Here is a 15,772-nt window from a genome sequence, read left to right as displayed (position 1 = left end):
GCTGCCAGGCGGGCACGCCCGGCCGCGGGCCGGCCGGCGAGCAGCCGGCCAGGACCGCGAGTGCCACCGCGGTGGCGATCACCCTGCCGCGCACTCGTTCAGCGTAGGTGCGGCAGGGGCCGGAGGGGAGAGTGTCAGAGGCGACCACGAAGCTTGTCGGCATGGACGTACTGCATGTCGATTGCGGCACCTGCCGGGCGCGTGGCCCGGCCTGCGCGGACTGCGTGGTGTCGGTACTGCTGGGGCCGATGCCCAACGCGCTGGTGCTGGACGACCAGGAGCAGGCGGCGCTGCGCGCCATGGCCGACTCCGGCCTGCTGCCCCCGCTGCGCCTGATCACGGCGGGCCCCGGCGGCATCTCCGGGACCGGCTGAGCGGGGGCGCGACGTCCCCGTCCCCTTCCGCGACGGCAGCCGCTCAGGGCCGTGGGCCCGGGTGGTGGGATCCCGGCATTGGGCCGCCCACCTACAGTGGGCGGCCGGTCGGGGGAACGCTCCCGGAGGACCACCGCACCCGGAACCGGGCCCGCGGGGCTCCGGGATCCGGACGGAGTTGCCATCCTGAAGTCTCCCCCTTAGGATTTTCTCAGTTTTGTTTCAGCGGGAGGGATTCGGGGCATGGGGGCTCAGCAGGGTGCGCGCAACGCGATCGCCGTCGTGGCGGCAACCCTGGTGCTCTTCGGCGGAGGGTCGGTGACCTCGGCCGAAGCCACTCCCTCTCCGTCGCCGTCCCCCTCGCCCACTTCCAGCACGGCCGCGAAGCTCGCCGACGCGAAGAGCCAGGTGCAGTCGCTCGAGGAGCAGGCCAGCGAGGTCGGGGAGGACTACGACCAGGCCGCGCAGGCCCTGTCCGACAGCAAGGACCGGCTCAAGGTCCTCCAGGCCGACATCAAGACCCAGCAGGCCAAGGTCGACGCCCTGGCGGACCAGGTGCGTGCGATCGCGCTGATGCAATTCCGCAACCGCGAGGTCGACACCACCGTCCAGATCTTCACCAGCGGTGACCCCGACACGATGCTGGACCGGTTGTCCACCGCCGACAAGGTCGACCAGGACATGAGCGCGACGCTGGCAGAGCACCAGTCCGAGCAGGCCAACCTCGCCGACATGCAGCGGACGGCGGCGGCCGAGACCGCCGCGCTGGCCGACCAGGAGAAGAAGCTCGCCGACCTCAAGCAGGAGGTCCAGGACAAGGTCGACCAGGCGCAGGCGCTCGTCCTGACCCTCACCAACCAGCAGCAGGAGGAGCTCAACCGGGCCGACGGTGGCAGCACCGGCTGGAGCCTGAACGATCTCGACGGCACCACGGCGAACGCGAAGGCGCTCGCGGCGGTCAAGTACGCGGTGTCCAAGGTCAAGGGCAGCCAGTACGTGTGGGGCGCCTCCGGGCCGAACAGCTTCGACTGCTCCGGGCTCATGCTCGCCTCCTACCGCGCCGCGGGGGTCGGCCTGCCGCACTCGTCGCTGGCCCAGTCGCACCTCGGCCGCGCCGTGTCGAAGAGCGAGCTCCAGCCCGGCGACCTGATCTTCTGGTACCACCCGGTTCACCACGTCGGCATGTACATCGGCAACGGCAAGATCGTGCACGCCCGCAACACCCGCTCCGACCTGGTCATCCAGACCCTCGCCTCGTACCCGGCCCCGTGGGCCGGTGCCCGCCGGATCGTCGGCTGAACCCGGTCGCTGCTCCGGGCGCAGCACCGCCCCCGCGCCGTCGGCTGGCCATCCTCCTGGCCGTTGTTCTCTGCACGTCCGTCTCCTGCGCCCGCGGGTCCGAACCGTCGCCGTCCCCGACGACCACGATCGCGAGCCGGCTCGACGCCGGCGTCCGGTCGGCGTCGCAGGCCGGCGTCCTGGCTGTCTTCGGCCCGGACGCACAGGCCGTCGGGCTGAGCCTCTTCGCCGTCCTGACCGCCGGCGATGCCACCGTTGCCGGGGCCGGCGACCGGCTCCTGCGCGCCGACTACGCGCTTCCCGGCGACCGCAGGACGGCGCGCGAGACGGTCCGTTACGTCCAGGCGGCGGGATCCGACGCGGTCTCCGGGCTCGAGGCCACGTCCGGCCCGCTGCCCGTGTGGGCCCTCGCGGGGGTGAGCGTCACCACGACCACCTCGGGCACGCTGGTCTCCGCCGGGCTGGACGCGTCGGCCCGGAAGACGTGGGCCGACCGCCTCGAGCGCGCGGCGAAAGTGGTCCGTCGCTCCACGGTGGGGGAGGACTGGTCGGGTGGGCTCGTCGTGGTGATCCCGCCTGGGGGGAGGTTCGGGACGGTCAGCGGCGCCTCGGCCGACGACGCGTCCGCGATCACGACCTGTTCGGCCGGCACGCCGAGGATCATCGTCAACCCCGCAGTGCTCGCCCAGTCCGCGGAGTGGCTCGACAGCACCCTCGTGCACGAGGCCGTGCACGTCGCCACCGACTCCGCCTGCGTAGCCGCGGGGGCTTCGCTGGGCTGGGCCGTGGAGGGCCTGGCCGAGTCGGTGGCCGCACGGTCGGACTCGGCAACGGCCGCGCGCAACCGGGCGCTGGTCGTGTCCTTCCTGACCGAGCACGGCCTCCCCGACGCCCTGCCCGCCGACCCGGAGAGCCTCACCGACTATGCGCTGGCCCAGCTGGCCGCCGACCAGGTCCGCGCGCACCTCGGCGCGCACGCCGACGACTTCTGGCGCCGAGCCATTCACGACGCGGACAGCGTCACCCCTGCGGAGATCGAGCGGATCACCCGCTGGTACCGGGCCGCGCTGGCCGACCTGGCCTGAGCACCACCGATCACTCAGCCCGGTGCCGGCCGGCGATCCCGGCTGCGGAGCCGGGCGGGCGCATCCTCACTCGGGCCGTGGCTCAGCGGGAATGGCGGGCGAAGAACTCCAGCGACTCGGTGAAGATCTGCTCCTTGTCGTGGTCCATCGTCGCCACGTGGTAGCTGCGATCCAGCACGCGTTCGGTGATCTCGTCGCTGGACACGTGGCTGCGCACGAACGCCGTCGACGCGGCGGGCACGACATGGTCGGTCGAGGAACGGAACAGCAGCAGCGGGCAGCTGACCAGGTCGAGGCACGCCCGCACGTCCACCCACATCCGCATCATCGAGTGGGCGGCCTTCAGCGGCGTCCGCTCGTAGGCGAACTCGTCGATGTGCTCGGCGGCGATGTCCGACCCGATCGCCTTCGCCGACGCCCTCACCTTGCTCACCACAGGGACCGCGCGCATCTTGGGATAGCCGAGAACGGCGGGATTCACCAGCACCAGCCCCGCGACCTCGTCGGGATGCTTCTCGGCGAGCCGTAGCGCCAGCGCGCCACCCATGCTCAGCCCGGTGACGAACACCGCGTCGCAGGACGCCCTGAGCTCGGCGAAGGCCCGCTCCACCGTCGCGTACCAGTCACGCCAGCCGGTGAGGTTGAGTTCCTCCCAGGACGTCCCGTGGCCGGGCAGCCGGGGCAGCGACACCCGATAGCCCGCATCGGCGGTGACCGTCGCCCACTCCCGCAGTGACCAGGGCGAACCCGTGAAACCGTGGCAGAACAGGACGCCGACGCTGCCCTCGAGAGTGTGGAACGGTTGCGCGAAATCGCTCACCTGCATGGCGTCATCGTAGGCTGTCCGCCGTGTGGTACGCCTTCTTCAAGAACGTGCTGTTCCGACCCGTCGTCCGGTTCGGTTTCCGGGCCCGGATCGAGGGTGAGGAGAACATCCCCGCCAGCGGAGGGGCGCTGCTCGCGAGCAACCACCTGGCCGCGGGCGACACCTTCGTCCTGCCGGCAATGATGGAACGTACCCTGACCTTCCCCGCCAAGGCGGAGCTGTTCGCCGGCAGGGGCGGCCTCGGCGCCAAGATCGTGGCGTGGTTCCTGAAGGCGATCGGCCAGGTGCCGCTGGACCGCTCCGGCGGCCGGGTCAGCCTCGCCGGGCTCGGCCCCGTGCTCGAGGTGCTCGATCAGGGCGGCCTGGTCGGCATCTATCCCGAGGGCACCCGCTCTCCCGACGGCCGCCTCTACAAGGGCCACACCGGAGGGGCGCGGATGGCGCTCGCCGCAGGCGTGCCGGTGGTGCCGGTGGCGATGTTCGACACTCCGGCCGTGCGGACGCGGATCGGCATCCCGTGGATCCGCCGGCCGCGGATCGTGATCGGGGCGCCGCTCGACTTCTCCGCCTACGCGGGGAGGTTCGACGACCACCGTGTGCTGCGATGGGTCACCGACGAGATCATGGCGGCGATCCAGGACCTGTCTGGCCAGACCTACGTGGACGCGTACGGCACGTCGGTGAAGAGTGGATCGCTGTCCGCGGCGGAGGCCGACGCCCGCATCCTGCCCCGTCCCGGCTACGGCACGCAGCCGCCCGCCGTTGCCGCCGGCGGGCTATCCTGACCGCCGTGTTGGAAGCGATCCCGTCCCTGGCCGAACTGCACCGTCTGGGCGCCGCCCAGCAGCCGGTCTATGCCGACGACGCCGAGGTCGCCCGCGTGCAGGCCGCCCTGCGTCGCCGCCCGCCCCTGGTCTTCGCCGGCGAGTGCGACGAACTCCGCGGCAAGATCGCCGAGGTGGCCGCCGGACGCTCGTTCCTGTTGCAGGGCGGCGACTGCGCGGAGACCTTCGATTCGGTGACCGCGGCGAACATCCGCAACAAGCTGCGGGTGCTGCTGAGCATGGCCGTCGTGCTGACCTACGCCGCGCAGGTGCCGGTGCTGAAGGTGGGCCGGATCGCAGGGCAGTACGCGAAGCCGCGCAGCCGCGACACCGAGACCCGCGGCGACGTCACGCTGCCCGCCTACCGCGGCGACGCGGTGAACGCGCTGGCCTTCGACGCCGCGTCCCGCCGGCCGGACCCGGACCGGCTGCTGGAGGTCTACAACCACTCGGCAGCCACGCTGAACCTGCTGCGGGCGTTCGTGAAGGGCGGCTACGCCGACCTGCGCGCCATGCACGGCTGGAACGCCGACTTCGTCCACAACTCGAACGTGGAGGCCCGCTACGAGGAGCTGGTCGACGAGATCAGCCGCGCGCTGGCGTTCATGGTGGCCTGCGGGGTCGACAACGAGTCCTTCCGGACCGTCGACTTCTACTCCAGCCACGAGGCGCTGCTGCTGGAGTACGAACACGCGCTGACCCGGATCGACTCGCGTACGGCCACCCCCTACAACACCAGCGCCCACCTGATCTGGGTCGGTGAGCGCACCCGCCAGCTCGGCGGCGCGCACGTCGAACTGCTGCGGCACGTCCGCAATCCGATCGGCGTCAAGCTGGGGCCGACCGTGACCGGGGACGAGGCCGGCGCGCTCGTCGACCGGCTCGACCCCGACCACGAGCCGGGCCGGCTGACCGTGATCACGCGGATGGGCGCGGACCGGATCAGGGACGCGCTGCCGCCGATCGTCGAGGCGGTGGAGAGCACAGGCCGCAAGGTCGCCTGGGTGTGCGACCCCATGCACGGCAACACCTTCGAGACCGCCACCGGCTACAAGACCAGGGCGTTCAGCCAGGTGGCGGAGGAGCTGAACGGCTTCTTCGACGTCCACGAGGCGTTGGGCACCTGGCCCGGCGGGGTGCACGTCGAGCTGACCGGCGACGACGTGACCGAGTGCGTGGGCGGCGTCGACGAGCTGGCCGAGGCCGACCTTGCCAACCGCTACGAGACCGCCTGCGACCCGCGGCTGAACCGCAACCAGTCGCTGGAGCTGGCGTTCCTGATCGCCGACCGGCTGACCAGCGGGCGGATCCGCAGGGTCAACCCCGTGCAGGAGTTCCTGGCGGAGGACTTCTGAGCATGATCGACCTGCGCAGCGACACCCTCACCCGGCCGACCCGCGGCATGCGCGAGGCGATGGCCGCGGCCGAGGTGGGCGATGACGTGTACGGCGAGGACCCGGCCGTCAACGCGCTCGAGGAGCGGGTGGCCGCGCTGCTCGGCCACGAGGCGGGCCTCTTCTGCGCGTCCGGCTCGCTGGCCAACCTGCTCGGCGTGTGGTGCCTCGTCCAGCCCGGCCAGGAGGTGGTCTGTGACCGGCAGGCACACATCGCGCGAGCGGAGATGGGTGCCCATGGTGCTCTGCACGGCATCACGATGCGCACCTGGGACTCCGCCGACGGGGTGAGCGATGTGGCCACGATCGCCCGCACCATCACCCCCGACGCCGGCCCGTACCTGGTCTCCACGGCCGCGGTGGCGCTGGAGAACACCCACAACTTCGGCGGCGGCACCGTCCAGCCCTGGGACCACCTCGTCGGGGTCTCCGCGCTGTGCAGGGACGCCGGCGTCGGCCTGCACCTGGACGGGGCCCGGCTGTGGAACGCCCACGCCGCGACCGGCGTCCCGCTGGCCGACGTCGGACGGCTGTTCGACACCGTGAACGTGTGCTTCTCGAAGGGTCTGGGCGCCCCGGTCGGCTCGATGCTGGTCTCCAGCGCCGCGAACATCGCCCGCGCCCGGGTCCAGCGCAAGCGGCTGGGCGGCGGCTGGCGCCAGGCCGGCGTGCTCGCCGCGGCCGCCGACTACGCCCTCGACCACCACCTGCCCCGGCTGGGCGACGACCACGTGGCGGCGGCGGCCTTCGCCGCCGGGGTGGCTGCGTCCGCGCCCGGAGCAGTCGAGCTGTCCGGCGTGGCGACCAACATCGTCGTGCTCGACACCGGCGACCTGGCGGCCGCCGAGGTGGCCCGCAGGGCCGCCGACGCGGGCGTCCTCGTCTCGGCGCTCGGCGCCCACATGGTGCGGGCGGTGACCCATCAGGAGGTATCGCTCGCTGACGCCGCGACGGCGGGGCAGGTCCTCGGCGCGGTCCTGGCCGGGGTGCCGGCGGGATGAGGGCCGCGGTGCTGGGATCGCCGATCGCGCACTCGCTGTCCCCGCTGCTGCACAACGCCGGCTACGCCGCCCTCGGGCTGACCGACTGGCGCTACGGGCGCCACGAGGTGCGCGCCGCCGAACTGCCGGCCTTCCTGGCCGGCCTGGACGGGGACTGGCGCGGGCTGAGCCTGACCATGCCGCTGAAGGAGGCCTGCCTGGAGGTGGCCGACGATGCGACGCCACTCGCCCGGCGGGCCCGCGCGGGCAACACGCTGGTGCGTCGCGAGGACGGCGGCTGGCTGGCCGACAACACCGACGTCGCCGGTATGGCCGACGCGCTGCGCCCGGCCTGGGACACGTCGTGGCGACGTGTCGCGGTGCTCGGCGCGGGTGCGACCGCCCGCTCGGCCCTGCTCGCGCTCACCGACCTCGGCGTGACCGCCGTCGACGTGTACGCCCGCGACGAGGGCAAGGCGTCGGCGCTGGAGGCGTGGGCGCCGCCCGGCGTCGAGGTCACACCGCGTCCGCTGGCCGAGTGGCCGGCCGGCGAGGAGCCGGTCGTGGTGTCGACCCTACCGGCGGGGGCGCTCGGCGACGTCGAACTGCCCTCCCCGCGACTGGGCCTCGTGTTCGACGTGGTCTACGCCGACTGGCCGACCCCGCTGGCCCGGTCGGCACAGTCCGCGGGCATGGCCGTCGTGGGCGGCCTCGACCTGCTCGTCCACCAGGCCGCCCGCCAGTTCACGCTGTTCACCGGCAGCGAGGCGCCGCTGGAGGCGATGTTCGCCGCAGGGCGCGAGGCGCTCGCCGGCGCGTCCCGCCTTCCGGCGGGGGATCCGCCGGGCGACCCTGGGCCGCGGGGGGCCGCGTGATCGTCCTGGTCGGCTTCATGGGCGCGGGCAAGACGACCGTGGGCCGCCTACTCGCTGCCGAACTGGGCGTCCCGTTCGTCGACGCGGACGAAGCGGTCGAGGCCGCGCAGGGACGCACCGTCGCCGAGATCTTCGACGCGGAGGGGGAGCAGGGCTTCCGCCGGATCGAGGCCGAGACGATCACCGGGCTGCTGGCGGCCGACGACCTGGTGCTCGCGCTGGGCGGCGGCGCGCTGGGCAGTGAGCAGGTTCGCAACGCGGTCGCCGCCCACCGGGTCGTCCTGCTCGACGTCCCCCTGGCCGAGGCCCTGGCCCGGGTCGGGGGCGACGCCACCCGCCCGATGCTGCGCAACCACGACCTGCCCGCACTCTACGAGGGCAGGCAGCAGGCCTACCGGGACGCCGCCCACCACGTGGTCGGCGCCGACGGCCTCGCTCCCGACGAGGTCGTCGCCGCCGTTCTGTCCGCGCTCGGGCGCGGCCAGCTCACTTGATGGTGAACGTCGCCTTCTTGCTGCCCGTGACGTATCCGGGTGCGGTCAGGTCGAATCCCGTGACCGACGAGCCGGACTTGAGCTTGTAGCGCAGCGTGCCGGCGACCTCGTTGCCGACGGGGAGCGCGTCGAGGCCGGCCAGCAGGTCGTCGAAGCTCTCGTAGCCCGGGTCGTCCGACCAGTCGTCGCACTCGTCGTCGTCACAGGCCACGTCGAGGGCGTTCGCGGCGCGGAGCGTGAACGACCCCCCGGTCTTCGCCTTCTTCGACAGCTTCACGGTGAGCGGGTCGCCGTAGGCCTTGCCCTTCGGCTTGTCGTTCCTCGAGACCGTGTACACCGGGCGCAGCTGGTAGGTGCTCGCCGCCTTCAGCTTCGCCCCGCTGAGGTAGCTCCAGGTGCCCGTGCTGCCCTGCACCTGGATGCCGGAGGCGCGGTAGGACAGCGCGTCCGCGCTGAGCAGCTTCAGGGTCACGGTGACGCCGGTGATCGTGACGTCCTCGACGTCGTTGTTCCCGATCGCCCACACGTCGTCGGCAGGTCCGGTGGCCGCGGCATCGGGGAAGAAGGAGGAGTCCTCGGCGAAGACCGAGTTGGTCAGGCTGCCCTTCGCGCCGCCCTCACGGGTGAAGGCGATCGTCCAGCTCACCTGGGCGGTCCCGGAGGCGTACTGGTCCAGCTTCTCGTAGGCGGCCTGGCCGACGAGGGCCGCGACGGCGGAAGCCGTCACCTCGGGATCGGCGACGTCCATCACGTAGCTGTCCACCTGCGCGCCCGAAGCGTTCTGCACCCTCACCGTGACCGGAACCGAGGTCGTGTGGCCCAGCGTCCCGCGGACACCGAAGTAGCGGTCCTGGGTGATCGTGCCGACCGGGTTGCCGATGGCGGAGACCTGCTTGTACGACCCGTAGCTGCCGGTGGAGTCGGGGACGACCAGCGCCGTGGACGCGTTCGCCATGAACAGGTTGGTCTTCCCGACGAAGTCCATCGGGTGGCCGAATGCCCACACCGTGTCGCCACAGACGGCCGTCACGGTGCCGATGGCGCCGGCGATCAGGTCGCCGCCGGTGTAGGTGACGGCGATGGTGCCGCCGGCGACCAGCGGCTCGGTCAGGCTGGCGGAGGCGGCCGCGGCGGGCAGGAACGTCCCGCTGCGCAGGGTGGCCGCCGCCTTGGCCGAGCTCGGCGTGCGCGCCAGCGTCCGGTTGGTGAACGCGTTCTGGTGCGAGCCTGCCGGCCCGGCGACCTTGACCGTCTTCGCCGGGGCGAAGCTGCCGCCGCGGAGGGCGGAGCTGGCTGCGGCCGATGTGGTGCGCAGATTCGAGGCCGTCGCCCGGATCCTCGCCGACGCGGTGCCGAGTGCCGTGGTGCCGATGGTCTTCATGTACTCGGCCGGCGTCACGCCCGCCACCGGCAGGTTGTCGGCGTTCAGGGAGTAGGAGACCGCGCCGATCAGGCGCCCGTCGGTGGTGTAGACCGGGGAGCCCGACATGCCCGCCCAGATGCCGGCAGGTTTCAGGCCCGCGGTGCCGTCGATGACGGGGCTGCTCAGGGTGAACAGCAGCAGGTCCCTGCCCTTGCCCAGGCCGTCGGCGATGTAGCCGGTGTAGGTCCCGGTGAACCCGGTCGGGGTGGTGCCGCTCGTCACGGAGAGCCCGGTGACGGCCGTCCCCGCGCTGAACGCCTCGACCTCTGAGACGGGTGCGTAGGGGACGGTGTTGTCGGCGCAGAAGTAGCTCGTCGCGGCGTGCGCGGCCGGCGCCCCGATGACGCTGAGGCCGATCGCCAGGGCGCCGGCAGCGAGACCGGCCAGCAACCGGGACGAGGAGGAGGTGATTCCTCCGGACGGGTGGGTCATGAGTGGTTTCCCTTCGTGTGGTGCGACACGTCGCCTGACCACTGTGAACCGTGTCGCCCGGTTCCAGATACGACACGCAGGAAATCGGACGGATTCGTGCACGCCGGGCCGCCGCCCCGCACGCCGGGCCGTCCGCCGGGTGCGCGCAGGCAGGTCAGGCGCGGGAGCGGCTGATCTCGTAGAGGGCGATCGCAGCGGCGACCGAGGCATTGAGCGACTCGACGGCGGAGGTGATCGGGATGTTCACCAGCACGTCGCAGTTCTCGCGCACCAGCCGGGCCAGGCCCTCGCCCTCGGAGCCGACCACCAGCAGCACCGGGCCGTCGATGCCGGGGAAGCCCGCGACGTCTGTCTCGGAGCCACCGGCCAGACCGACCACGGTGAAGCCGGCGTCCGCATAGGCCCGCAGCGCGCGGTTGAGGTTCGTCACCTGGGCCACCGGGACGCGGGCCGCCGCGCCCGCCGACGTCTTCCAGGCCGCCGCTGTCATCTGCGCCGACCGTCGCTCGGGGATCACCACGCCGTGCGCGCCGAACGCGGCCGCGCTGCGGATGATCGCGCCGAGGTTGCGCGGGTCGGTGATCGAGTCGCAGGCCACGACCAGGCCCGGGGTGTCGGAGTCGAGCGCGTCGGCGAGCACGTCGTCGGCGTCCGCGTACTCGAACGGCGGCAGCTGCAGCGCCACGCCCTGGTGGACGCCGCCGCCGGTCAGCCGGTCGAGTTCGGGACGCGTGGCCTGCAGCAGCGGGATGCCGTGCTCGGCGGCGAAGGTGAGGATGTCGCGGAGCCGGTCGTCCCGCTCGACGCCGTCGGCCACATAGGCGCGTCGCACCGGAAGGCCCGCCTGCAGCGCCTCGAGGACGGGGTTGCGTCCGATCACCCAGTCCGAACCCGCCGTCGCCGTGCGGGAGCGGGACGACGAGCCGCCGGAACGGGAGCCCTTCGGCTTGCCTCCCGTCGTCCGGCCCGGCTCGTCGGGACGGCGCTTGCGATAGGCCTTGTGGTAGGGCCGATCCTCGGCCTTCGGCGTGGGGCCCTTGCCCTCGAGACCGCGGCGGACGCGTCCACCCGAGCCCGCCGGAGTGGTCTTCCCCTTCTTGCGGACGGCGCCCTTGCGCTGGCTGTTACCCGGCATCTGCCCTCACTTCTCCAGAGACCAGCGCGGGCCGGTCGGGGTGTCCTCGACCTTCAGGCCGATCGTGGCCAGCTGGTCGCGAATCGCGTCCGCCGCCGGCCAGTCCTTGCGGGCCCTGGCCTGCTGGCGCTGCTCGAGCAGGGCGGCGACGAGCCCGTCCACCACCGGCTTCAGGTCGTCGCTCGCCGTCTGGTCGGACCATTCCGGAGCCGCCGGGTCGAGCCCGAGGACGCCGAGCATCGCGCGGACGGACGCGTAGGCCGCCAGCGCCTTGCCGGTGTCGCCCGCGTCGAGCGCGACGTTGCCCTCCTTGATCGCGCCGAACAGGACGGCCAGCGCCCCGGGAGTGCCGAGGTCGTCGTCCATCGCTGCGGCGAAGGCGGCCGGGAGCACCTCACCGGGCGACCACGCCGTCCAGCCCACGGACATCGTCCCCGCCCGGTCCAGGAACGAGTCGATCCGGGCCAGTTGCGCGGCCGCCTCGCCGAGCGAGGCGTCCGACAGCTCGATCGCCGAGCGGTAGTGCGGTCCGGCGAGGTACAGCCGGACCGCGCGTCCGCCGTAGGCCTCGACCGCGGCGAACACGTCCGCGGTGTTGCCCAGCGACTTGCTCATCTTCTCCCCGGCCATGGTGACCCACGCGTTGTGCATCCAGTAGGAGGCGAAAGGCCGGCCGGCCGCGCGGGACTGGGCGAGCTCGTTCTCGTGGTGGGGGAACCGCAGGTCCAGCCCGCCGCCGTGGATGTCGAACGCGTCGCCGAGGTACTTGCCGGCCATCGCCGAGCACTCCAGGTGCCACCCCGGGCGGCCGCGTCCCCACGGGGTGGCCCAGGCCGCGGTCTCGGGGTCGCCCGGCTTGTGGCCCTTCCACAACGCGAAGTCGCGGGGGTCGCGCTTGCCGCGCGGATCGGCGTCCTCGGCGGGCTCCATCTCGTCCACCTTCATGCCGGAGAGCTGGCCGTAGGCCGGCCAGGACAGGACGCTGAAGTAGACGTCCCCCGAGCCGTCGTCCGCGGCGTAGGCATGACCACGCTCGATCAGCTCCGCGATCAGGGCCACCATCTCCGGGACGTGCCCGGTCGCGCGCGGCTCGTAGGTCGACGGCCGGATCCCGAGCGCCCGGTACGCGCGGTGGAACACGCCCTCGAACAGGTACGCGTGGGCCCACCACGGGCTCCCGGCCTCCGCCGACTTGATCAGGATCTTGTCGTCGATGTCGGTGATGTTGGTGATCATCGTCACCTCGTTCCCGGAGGCCTCCAGCCAGCGGCGCAGGACGTCGAAGTTGACCTCCTTGCGGATGTGGCCCAGGTGCGGGGACGACTGCACGGTCGGCCCGCAGCAGTAGATCGAGACCTTGCCGGGCTGCAGCGGCTGGAACTCGACCACGGCGCGGCGCGCGCTGTCGTACAGGCGGAAAGTCACCCGGGCAGTCTATCCAGAGCGGCCGGGTCCACCCGACGGCGCCAGGGTGTCCCGATCGCCTCGTCGGCGGGGTTGCCGGGACGCGTTCGAGGCGGGGCGTCAGCGGTGGCGGGCGCGGAGGGCGTCGATGTCGAGGAAACCGGCGGGAACCTCCGGCTCCTCCTCCGCGGCGGTCTCCCACGGGTCGATCGGCATCGGCCCCTCGTCGTCCACAAAGCCCTGCGACGGGTCGTACGGGTTGGCGAACTGCCGCTCCTCCCCGATCGGACGGGTGTCGTTCATGGCCTCGTCCGGCAGGCGGCGCAGGATGTCGTTCACGTAGCCGTGGGCCGCCTCCACCAGCGGCACCTCGCGGTTCTGCCGCTGCGACGCGTACCAGCGGTAGTCGAGCACCTCGTGGTAGAGCTGGGCGCTCTCCCGCTTGCCGCGCAGTTCGGGCGGCACGGCCGTCACGACGGGCTGGAAGCATTCGGTCAGCCACTGGTGGGCGACCACCGCCTCGTCCACGTGACCCTGGTTCGTCCTGGCCCGGAACGTGTCGAGGTCGTTCAGCAGGCGGCGGGCCTGGTGCTCCTCCACATCCAGCCCGGTCAGGCGGAGCAGGCGGCGGGTGTGGTGGCCGGCGTCCACGACCTTGGGCTGGATCTTGATCCGCGACCCGTCGGGCGAGGTCTCGATCGACAGCTCCGCCACGTCGAACCCGAGCGCGTTCAGGCGCCGCACCCGGTTCTCGATCCGGAACACCTCCTGGTCGGAGAACTCCTCCACGCCGGTCAGCTCCGCCCACAACTCGCGGTAGCGGGTGAGGATCGACTCGACCAGCTTCGCCGGGTCGAGGGAGGCGTCCAGCATCTGGCCCGCCTCGAGGTCGCAGAACTCGCCGTACAGGTTGGTGGTGGCAATCGTCAGGTCGTGCTCACGCTGCCCGGTGGTGAGGGTCTCGTGCATCTCGGCCGTCTCGGCGTCGACGAGGTAGGCCGCGAACTCGCCGGCGTCCCTTCGGAACAGGATGTTCGACAGCGACACGTCTCCCCACAGGAAGCCGACCAGGTGCAGGCGTGCCAGCAGGACGACCATCGCGTCCAGCAGCCGGCCCACCGTGTCCGGCCGGACGCCCTGGGCGAACAGCGAGCGGTAGGGCAGCGAGAACTCCAGGTGCCGCGTGATCAGGACGGGGTCCAGCGGGTCCCCGTCCCCACCGACGCGGCCGGTGACGACGGCCAGCGGTTCGACCGCGGGCGTGTCGGTGCGATGCAGGTCGGTCAGCATCCGGTACTCGTGAATGGCCAGTTCCTCGATGACCTCCTTGGCGGCGTACACCGAGCTGCCCACCTTGATGAAGCGGACGACGTGGCGCGAGATGCCGCGGGGGAGCGCGACGAGGTGCTCGGTCGGCCACTGCGCCAGTGGAAGCTCCCACGGCAGCGGGATCAGCCGGGAGTCCGGGCGCGAGGAGAGGAACCGGGGCACGCGTCTTTTGTACACCATGGGTTCCATCCCGGCGTCCGGGCGGGGTGCGCGCGTTCTGCGGCCGTGCCCGCGCGACCCCGTCCGGACCGGCCCGAGCGCGGATGCGACGCTGAACGGGAAAGGGGACGGTCCTGCGAACGGGAAAGGAACCGTCCCCTGAACGGGAAAGGAACCGTCCCCTGAACGGGAAAGGGGACGGTTCCTTTCCCGTTCAGCGGGCGGGTCAGGCGCGGCGGCGGCGCACCAGCCAGGCTCCGGCGGCGAGGAAGGCGAGGCCGAGGACGGCCAGCCCCCCGCCGGCGAAGCCGGTGTAGGCCAGGTTGCCGCTGCCGGCGTGGCCCGGATCGGCGAAGGTGTTCACGGCGGTGATCACCAGCTCCTGCACGGTGTCCGGCCGGCCCGGGAACACCGACAACGCACTCGAGGCGCTGTCGTGGTCGACGGAATGCTCGTCCGCGCCCCCGGTGCCGGACTCGGTGGCCCAGCAGCTCGTGCCGGCCGGGAACAGCAACGGCTGGCCGTCGTCGCCGGCGATGGTCGTCGAGCCCGCGCCAACGATGCTCACCACGCCCGAGTAGGACGTCGTCCCGCCCGAGGCCACGCACGTCACCGTGAACAGGAACCGGGTGTGGGTGTGGGCGGCCGCGTCGGCCCCCTTCACCTGCTTGGTGATCGTCAGGGTCCCCGCGGAGTACTCGTTGACCACGTCCGCCTGCAGCTCCACCGTCCCGGTGGCCACGACGACGCTGGAGAGGTGGTCGGCGCCCGCGGCGTCGGTCTGGGTGACCTCACAGTGCGCGCCGACCGGGATCGGGGAGAAGGCCGCTGTCGCCACGGCGTCCGTGGCCGCGGCGAGGGTCCGGGCGCCGACGCCGTTCGGGTCGAGCGTCACCGTCTGGTGGAACGTCCACCCGGCGGCACCCTCGAGCGTGCAGTCGACCGAGAACGTGGCCGGGCCGGCGAACTGCCGGCCGACGCCGGTCACCGCCCAGTTCAGCACCAGCGAGCCGGTGCGGAAATCGTTCGTGACCGTGATCCCCGACGGGTTGGCGCCCACGATGACCTCGTCACCCACGCTGACCTGGTCGGACGGGATCGCCAGGCTGCTGCCGGTCTCCGCCGCCGCGCAGCTCGCACCGAGCGGGAGCCCCGTGTACTCGACGCTGCCCGCCCCGGTGATCGTGCGGATCGCACCGCCCGGGATCGTGACCGGCTCGGCCACGCCGTCCACCAGTGCGGTGCAGGACAGGGTCACGGTGTAGCTGCCGCTCGCATAGGGTTCGGCGTCGCTCGCCTCGCCGTCGACCGTGATCGCCTTCGTCACGACCACCGAGCCGACATCGAAGGTGTTGGACATGGTCACCGCGCTGCCGCCCTCGGCGATGGTCACCTCGGCCGGGTCGGCGGCGATGGTGGCCCCGCCGGTCCCGGTCTCGGTCACCGTGCAGTCGGCGCCGACCGGGACCGGTCCCAGCGGATCGCTGACCAAGCCGTCGGCGACGCTGAGCGAGAACGTGGTGTCGAACACGTCGTGCGGCGTGTCCACCCCGTCCTCGGCGAGGGTGCAGGTCACCGCGAACGTGAACGGGAACCTCGCATGGGCGCCCGCCCCGTCGCCGAGGACGCGCTTGGTCACCACCAGCGTGGCGGTGATGAAGTTGTCCACCACTCCCACGGTCGTCGGGTGCTGGCTGTCGCCGGTCACGGTGACGCCGCCCGAGCCGATCCCGGACGGG

The 15,772-nt window shown here is 72.3% G+C and carries 14 protein-coding genes; 8 read left to right on the top strand and 6 right to left on the bottom strand.

The genetic code is table 11. The features are described from left to right. The first annotated feature begins 161 nt into the window (after positions 1 to 161). The 3 genes from QM633_RS00455 (at position 162) to QM633_RS00445 (ending at position 2,758) form a co-directional block, all read left to right on the top strand. The gene (locus QM633_RS00455; protein WP_415151752.1) at positions 162 to 374 is read left to right on the top strand and encodes a hypothetical protein; all 213 of its coding nucleotides are present in this window, start codon (positions 162 to 164) and stop codon (positions 372 to 374) included. A 243-nt stretch (positions 375 to 617) separates the two neighbouring features. Further along, positions 618 to 1,673 carry an NlpC/P60 family protein gene (locus QM633_RS00450; protein WP_415151751.1) on the top strand — a complete coding sequence of 352 codons (1,056 nt, stop codon included), beginning with the start codon at positions 618 to 620 and terminating at the stop codon, positions 1,671 to 1,673. After that, complete coding sequence (locus QM633_RS00445) at positions 1,643 to 2,758, top strand: hypothetical protein (protein WP_415151750.1); 1,116 nt, start codon at positions 1,643 to 1,645, stop codon at positions 2,756 to 2,758. The genes QM633_RS00450 and QM633_RS00445 overlap by 31 nt, the downstream gene beginning before the upstream one ends. Before the next feature lie 82 nt (positions 2,759 to 2,840). On the opposite strand, the gene QM633_RS00440 is transcribed toward QM633_RS00445, so the two are convergent. Further along, positions 2,841 to 3,584, bottom strand: coding sequence for an alpha/beta hydrolase (locus QM633_RS00440; RefSeq protein ID WP_415151749.1), 744 nt, complete (start codon positions 3,582 to 3,584; stop codon positions 2,841 to 2,843). Between the two features lie 23 nt (positions 3,585 to 3,607). Here QM633_RS00440 and QM633_RS00435 point away from each other — a divergent pair, with 23 nt between their 5' ends. The 5 genes from QM633_RS00435 to QM633_RS00415 are packed head-to-tail and all read left to right on the top strand — an operon-like array spanning position 3,608 to position 8,151. After that, positions 3,608 to 4,369: a lysophospholipid acyltransferase family protein gene (locus QM633_RS00435; RefSeq protein ID WP_415151748.1), complete on the top strand. Its 762-nt coding sequence runs from the start codon at positions 3,608 to 3,610 to the stop codon at positions 4,367 to 4,369. 5 nt (positions 4,370 to 4,374) lie between these two features. Then, positions 4,375 to 5,763 (top strand): class II 3-deoxy-7-phosphoheptulonate synthase, encoded by a 1,389-nt coding sequence (locus QM633_RS00430; protein WP_415151747.1) that lies wholly within the window; start codon positions 4,375 to 4,377, stop codon positions 5,761 to 5,763. 2 nt (positions 5,764 to 5,765) lie between these two features. Then, a complete protein-coding gene (locus QM633_RS00425) occupies positions 5,766 to 6,803 on the top strand; it encodes a threonine aldolase family protein (protein WP_415151746.1) in 1,038 nt (345 codons plus the stop codon). A gap of 8 nt (positions 6,804 to 6,811) precedes the next feature. Further along, on the top strand, positions 6,812 to 7,657 hold the full coding sequence (locus tag QM633_RS00420) for a shikimate dehydrogenase (RefSeq protein ID WP_415151745.1): 846 nt from the start codon (positions 6,812 to 6,814) through the stop codon (positions 7,655 to 7,657). Beyond that, positions 7,654 to 8,151, top strand: a complete 498-nt coding sequence (locus QM633_RS00415; protein ID WP_415151744.1) for a shikimate kinase — start codon at positions 7,654 to 7,656, stop codon at positions 8,149 to 8,151. Before QM633_RS00420 ends, QM633_RS00415 begins: the two co-directional genes overlap by 4 nt. Here the strand turns inward: QM633_RS00415 and QM633_RS00410 are convergent. From QM633_RS00410 to QM633_RS00390, 5 genes are all read right to left on the bottom strand, one after another. Then, on the bottom strand, positions 8,144 to 10,006 hold the full coding sequence (locus QM633_RS00410) for a hypothetical protein (protein WP_415151743.1): 1,863 nt from the start codon (positions 10,004 to 10,006) through the stop codon (positions 8,144 to 8,146). The genes QM633_RS00415 and QM633_RS00410 overlap by 8 nt on opposite strands. 154 nt (positions 10,007 to 10,160) lie before the next feature. Further along, positions 10,161 to 11,141: a 23S rRNA (guanosine(2251)-2'-O)-methyltransferase RlmB gene (gene rlmB / locus QM633_RS00405; RefSeq protein ID WP_415151742.1), complete on the bottom strand. Its 981-nt coding sequence runs from the start codon at positions 11,139 to 11,141 to the stop codon at positions 10,161 to 10,163. A gap of 6 nt (positions 11,142 to 11,147) precedes the next feature. Then, positions 11,148 to 12,566, bottom strand: coding sequence for a cysteine--tRNA ligase (gene cysS / locus QM633_RS00400; protein ID WP_415151741.1), 1,419 nt, complete (start codon positions 12,564 to 12,566; stop codon positions 11,148 to 11,150). 99 nt (positions 12,567 to 12,665) lie between these two features. Continuing rightward, positions 12,666 to 14,054, bottom strand: a complete 1,389-nt coding sequence (locus tag QM633_RS00395; RefSeq protein ID WP_415151740.1) for a DUF4032 domain-containing protein — start codon at positions 14,052 to 14,054, stop codon at positions 12,666 to 12,668. Positions 14,055 to 14,259: 205 nt separating this feature from the next. Further along, a partial coding sequence (locus QM633_RS00390) for a DUF5979 domain-containing protein (protein ID WP_415151739.1) occupies positions 14,260 to 15,772 on the bottom strand: 1,513 nt, incomplete at its 5' end.

The sequence above is a fragment of the Propionicimonas sp. genome, from assembly GCF_047606205.1.
GTDB lineage: Bacteria > Actinomycetota > Actinomycetes > Propionibacteriales > Propionibacteriaceae > Propionicimonas.
This window is presented reverse-complemented; position numbering and strand designations above follow the sequence as displayed.

Excerpts from the sequence above, each read along its gene's own strand:
- QM633_RS00455 (WP_415151752.1), top strand. The coding sequence starts at position 162 with ATGGACGTACTGCATGTCGATTGCGGCACCTGCCGGGCGCGTGGCCCG.
- QM633_RS00425 (WP_415151746.1), top strand. The coding sequence starts at position 5,766 with ATGATCGACCTGCGCAGCGACACCCTCACCCGGCCGACCCGCGGCATG.
- rlmB (WP_415151742.1), bottom strand. The coding sequence starts at position 11,141 with ATGCCGGGTAACAGCCAGCGCAAGGGCGCCGTCCGCAAGAAGGGGAAG.
- QM633_RS00395 (WP_415151740.1), bottom strand. The coding sequence starts at position 14,054 with ATGGTGTACAAAAGACGCGTGCCCCGGTTCCTCTCCTCGCGCCCGGAC.
- QM633_RS00450 (WP_415151751.1), top strand. The coding sequence starts at position 618 with ATGGGGGCTCAGCAGGGTGCGCGCAACGCGATCGCCGTCGTGGCGGCA.
- QM633_RS00410 (WP_415151743.1), bottom strand. The coding sequence starts at position 10,006 with ATGACCCACCCGTCCGGAGGAATCACCTCCTCCTCGTCCCGGTTGCTG.
- QM633_RS00440 (WP_415151749.1), bottom strand. The coding sequence starts at position 3,584 with ATGCAGGTGAGCGATTTCGCGCAACCGTTCCACACTCTCGAGGGCAGC.